Origin of the sequence: Paraburkholderia sp. EG304 (assembly GCF_046543485.1) — a bacterium.
GTDB classification, from domain to species: domain Bacteria; phylum Pseudomonadota; class Gammaproteobacteria; order Burkholderiales; family Burkholderiaceae; genus Paraburkholderia; species Paraburkholderia youngii.
Window position 1 is genome coordinate 1 of the sequence record NZ_JBKGUA010000139.1, and the last position, 5,002, is coordinate 5,002.

Annotated in this window: 2 protein-coding genes and 2 pseudogenes; all 4 read right to left on the reverse strand. The window is 70.3% G+C overall.

Annotated features, from left to right (window positions below; translation table 11 throughout):
* A pseudogene (locus ACLFKU_RS42370) lies at nt 1-289 on the reverse strand (phosphoesterase); the annotation flags it as partial.
* Nucleotides 279-2,591, reverse strand: a complete 2,313-nt coding sequence (locus ACLFKU_RS42375; protein ID WP_410853211.1) for a ligase-associated DNA damage response DEXH box helicase — start codon at nt 2,589-2,591, stop codon at nt 279-281. The gene ACLFKU_RS42375 and the pseudogene ACLFKU_RS42370, both read right to left, overlap by 11 nt.
* A 7-nt stretch (nt 2,592-2,598) precedes the next feature.
* Nucleotides 2,599-4,149 (reverse strand): annotated as a pseudogene (locus ACLFKU_RS42380) (ATP-dependent DNA ligase); the annotation flags it as partial.
* On the reverse strand, nt 4,146-5,002 hold an 857-nt coding region (locus ACLFKU_RS42385; protein WP_410853212.1), incomplete at its 5' end, for a ligase-associated DNA damage response exonuclease. The gene ACLFKU_RS42385 and the pseudogene ACLFKU_RS42380, both read right to left, overlap by 4 nt.

Below are 5,002 nucleotides of genomic sequence, written 5' to 3' on the forward strand. Positions count from 1 at the left end.
AGCCCTGCCATTGCCGGTACCACGCGGCGCGGTGTGCAGCGCCATGCAGTACATCGCCGAGTATCCACAGCTGGCGCACCGCGTGCTGCTGCACCATCGCGCCGAGACGCTGCAGATCATCGGAGGTGCCCCCGCTGGGCAGGCCGATGCCCGAGCGCCGGAACAGGTCCGCCTTGCCCAGGTGCAGATCGGCGATCATCAGGCCCTGCCGCGCGGGCCAATACAGCGCACGCCCGCCAAGCAGCTGGACGGTTTCGCCGGCGAGGGTGATCGGCAGTTCAGGCGCCATGGCGTTTCTCCAGTTGCTGTGCGGCGCGCAGGACGCGGGTCTTCCAGTCTTCGTTGCTGAGCTGGCCGCGCAGCCGTTCGGCCCACAGCGGGAAGGACAGCGGGCCGAGGCTGGTGGGGTGCTGCAGGCTCAACGTGCGTGCCTGGCAGGACCCCAGCGCACGCGCCAGGCTGTCGAGATCGAGTTGATCGTGCAGCACCTCGTGTTCGGCCAGCGTCAGCAGGATGTGATCCGGATCATGCTGGCGCAGCACGTCGTACAGCAGCCCGCTGGAGGCCTGCAGCTGACGCAGGCTGCGTGGCGTACGGCCGGGCAGTGCGGGCACCAGCATGCCGGACACGCGCGCGATGTCACGGAACTGGCGTCGCGCCAGTTCGCCCAGATTGAGGCTCTCGCGCAGATCCGCGAGCAGTCCGTCCGGTTCCAGCAGGGTGCGCACGCGCGCGGCATCGATCTCGACGGCACGCGCCGGCGCCAGCACGAACCCGTAATCGTTGGCCGCGTAGCCGAACGTATTGGTCTGCAGGCGCGTCCAGCGCATCGCCATCAATGCGGCCAGTCCTTCATTGACCTGGCGGCCGGCGAAGGGATACACGAACACGAACTGACCTTCGCGGCGGCGGACGTGTTCCACCAGCAGCAGCTCGGGCGCGGGCAACGCCGACAGGCGCGTCTGCAGCGACAACAGCGGCGCCAGCCACTGCATCTCCGGGCTTTCCGGTGGGCGGGCCAGCACCGCTTCCATTTCATGCCCGAGCGCCTCCGAGAGCGGCAGCCGCCCGCCCTGCCAACGGGGCACCACCCCGTCGCCGCCGCGTGCCAGCCGCACGTACGCGGTCAGATTCTCCAGGCGCACCAGTTCGAGCTGGCGCCCGGCGAACTGGAAGCGATCCCCCGGGCGCAGCCGGCTGAGGAACTGTTCCTCCACCGCGCCGAGCCGGCCGCCGCGCAGGAACTGGACCATGACGCTGCCATCGCTGGTGATGGTGCCGATCGACAAACGATGTCGCAGCGCGACGCGACGGTCATGCACGCGGTAGATGCCATCGTCATCGCGCACGACTTTGTGGAAATCCGGATACTGCGACAGCGCGCGACCGCCCTGCACGATGAACTCCAGCACGCCCGCCCAGTGCGCGGGGTCCAGTGCGGCGAAGGCATGCGTACGTCGCACCTGCGCGAACAGCGCATCGGGATCGAAGCCGCCGCCGAGCGCGCAGCTCACCGCGTGCTGCGCCAGGACGTCCAGCGACAGCCGCAGCGGTCGGCGGGCCTCGATATGTCCCTGGGCCAGCGCACGTCGCGCCGCGGCGTACTCGACCAGCTCCAGCGCATGCGAGGGCACGCACACGATGTGCCCGGATTCGCCGGGGCGATGTCTGGCGCGCCCGGCACGTTGCAGCAGCCGGGCGATGCCCTTGGGGCTGCCGATCTGCAGGACCTGGTCGACACTGGGGAAATCGACGCCGAGATCGAGGCTGGACGTCGCGACCACGCAGCGCAGCCGGCCTTCGCGCAGGCCTTGTTCCGCGGCGCGGCGCAGGGCCGGGTCCAGCGAGCCGTGATGCAGGGCGAGGGAATCCGGATCTTCCGGCCACACCGCCGACAGCGCCTGGTGCCACAGCTCGGCGTGGGCGCGCGTGTTGGTGAACAGCAGGCTGGTGCGCACCGCCAGCAGTTTTTCCAGGACGCGCTGCAGCTGCGACAGGCCCAGATGACCGGCCCACGGGAAACGCTCGCCCTGGGCCGGCAACAGCGTCTCCACGCTGACCGGGCGCGGCCGTGCGCCGGCCACCAGCGGCGCGTCGGGCACGTCCGGCAGCAGTACCTCGCGCGCCTCGTCCAGATTGCCGAGCGTCGCCGAGAGCCCCCATACCTGCAGGGTGGGCAGGGCATCGCGCAGCCGGCGCAGGTTCAACTGCAGCAGCACACCGCGCTTGTTGCCCAGCAGTTCGTGCCACTCATCCACGACCACGCAGCGCAGGTGCTGCAGGCGCGCCATCGTGTCGGGATAGCTCAGCAACAACGCCAGCGACTCCGGCGTGGTCACCAGTACATCGAGCCGGCCCTCGCGCGCCAGGCGCTTGTCGCGCGCGCTGGCATCGCCGGTGCGCAGGCCCACCTGCCAGTCCAGCCCGAGTGCGTCCAGCGGCTCGCGCAGCGCGCGCGCGGTGTCGGCGGCCAGCGCGCGCAGCGGCGTGATCCACAGGACCTGCAGGACCGGCACCGGTGTCTTCGCGCGGCCGCGGATCGTCCGTGGCGGCGGATCGTGCAGCGCCTGCAGCAGCGGACCGCCGAACATCGCCAGGGTCGTGCCGCCAGCGCAGGATGCGGGGGAAGCGCACCGCGATGCCGGACTTGTGGCGCTTGCTGCGGTTCACCGCTTCAAAGCCGAGTTCGAACACCTGTTCGCCACGGACACTGCGCACCGGCCCGAACCGTTCGATCGTGTTCGCGCGGATCCAGCGGTCCAGCGCGAGGATCTCCTTGTCGTCCAGGCCCGAGTACGCCTTGGCCACCGGCACCAGGGTGTCGCCATCCCACACCCCGAAGGTGTAATCGGTGTACAGCGTGCTGCGCCGGCCATGGCCGGACTGCGCATAGATCATCACCGCATCGATGGTCAGTGGATCGATTTTCCATTTCCACCAGTCGCCGCGCCGGCGTCCCGCCTGGTAGAGCGAATCGCGGCGCTTGAGCATCAACCCTTCCACACCACGCTCGCGCGCGAGATCGCGGTGCAGGGCGGCGGCGCTCCAGTCCGCGACGCTGACCTCCGGCGACAGCATCAGGCGCGGGTCGTCCAGCGTGGCGAGTACGTCGGCCAGGCGCGCACGCCGTTGCGAGAGCGGCAGCGCGCGCAGGTCTTCACCGCCCAGCTCGAGCAGATCGTAGGCGAGCACGCGTACCGGTGTATCGCGCAGTGTCTTCGGCCCGGGCTTGAGCCGCTGGATGCGGGTCTGCAGCGCGGTGAACGGCAGCGGCAGTGCGTCGCCGTCGGCCCAGGCCAGCAGCTCGCCATCGATCACGCAGCCATCGGGCAACGCCATCGCCGCCGCGTCGATTTCGGGGAAGCGGCCATCCAGCCGCTCTTCGCCGCGCGACCACAGCGCGACCTCGCCCTGGCGGCGCAGCACCTGCAGGCGGATGCCGTCCCACTTCCACTCCAGCAGCCAGTCCTCGATCGGACCGAGCGTGTCGACCTCCGCCTCCAGCGGCGAGGCCAGGAAGAACGGGTAGGGCTGCTGGCGATCTTCAGGGCGTTCTTCCGGTGACAGCAGGGCCGCCAGCAATCCGGGCGTCGGCACCCAGCTGCCGAGCATGCGCTGGGCGATGCGCGCGATATCGATCCCCGACCACTCCGCCAGTGCCTGCTGCACCAGCCGCTGCGACACGCCCACGCGCAGCGCACCCGTCAGCAGCTTGTTGAACACCAGGCGCTCGTCGAAGGCGAGCTGTTGCCATGCCCCGGTGACGGCTGCGTGGCGCACCGGTTCGGGTTGATTGGCGACCGGCAGCAGTTTCTGCTCGATCCAATCGGCCAGCGCGATATCCGCGCCGACCTGCAGCGGATCGTCCATCAGCAGGGTCAGCGTCTCCGCCAGGTCGCCGACCTGGTCGTAGCTGTCGTCCACCAGCCAGGCCGGCGTGTCGGAGATCTCCGCGACCCACGCGCGCAGCTCGGCGTTGCCGGCGATCTTCCGGCGCGCGCTGGTGACCTTGCCGCCGGCCAGCAGGAACAGCGCCCACGCCGCGTCGTGCGCGGGCGCCTGCTGGAAGTAGCGCACCAGCGCGGCGCGCTTGTCGCCGGTGGCGGTGCTGCGATCGAGTTCGCTGTAGAGCGCGGCGAAGCGTTTCATTCTTCGTCCCCGTAGCCGGTGGCGAAGGCCTCGGCGGCGACGCCGCGCTCGCGCAGGAACCGGATCAGCGCGTCGGTGTTGCCGTGGGTGGCGATGACGCGACGGGCACCGGTCTCGGCGATGGTGCGCAGCAGGTCGGGCCAGTCGGCATGATCGGAGACGACGAAGCCACGGTCGTAGTTGCGGCGGCGGCGGTTGCCACGCACCCGCATCCATCCGGACGCGAAACCAAGCTGCGCGCGCTTGAAGCGGCGCATCCACGCACTCCCCGCCGCCGAGGGCGGGGCCAGGATCAGCTTGCCGGCGAACTCCGCACCGCGGGCCTGCTCGCTGACCGGCTCGGTGGCAAGCATCGGAATCCCGGCCTCGCGGTAGACCGCCACGCCGGTGGCGATCGCGCCATGCAGCAGCGCCGGCTGCGTGTCCAGCGGCAGCAGTTCGGCCAGGATCCGCTGTGCCTTGCCCAGCGCATAGCAGAGCAGCACGGCGGCCTCGCCGCGCGCTTCGCATTCGCGCCGCCACGCCACGATGTCCGCCGCGACCTGCGACGTGTCCGGCCAGCGGTACACCGGCAGGCCGAAGGTCGCTTCGGTGATGAAGGTATCGCAGGGCACCACCTCGAACGGGTCGCAGCTCGGATCGTGCTGCCGCTTGTAGTCGCCCGAGGCGACCCAGACCCGTCCCGCATGCGCGATCCGCACCTGGGCCGAGCCGAGCACGTGCCCGGCCGAATGCAGGGAGACCTCGGTGTCGCCGAGGGTGAAGCGTTCACCGTATGCATGCGCGCTGCAGTCCACATCGCCCAGCCGCCAGCGCAGGATCGGCAGGGTCTGCGTGGTGCAGTGGTAGTGGC

Excerpts from the sequence above, each read along its gene's own strand:
- ACLFKU_RS42375 (WP_410853211.1), bottom strand. The coding sequence starts at position 2,591 with ATGTTCGGCGGTCCGCTGCTGCAGGCGCTGCACGATCCGCCGCCACGG.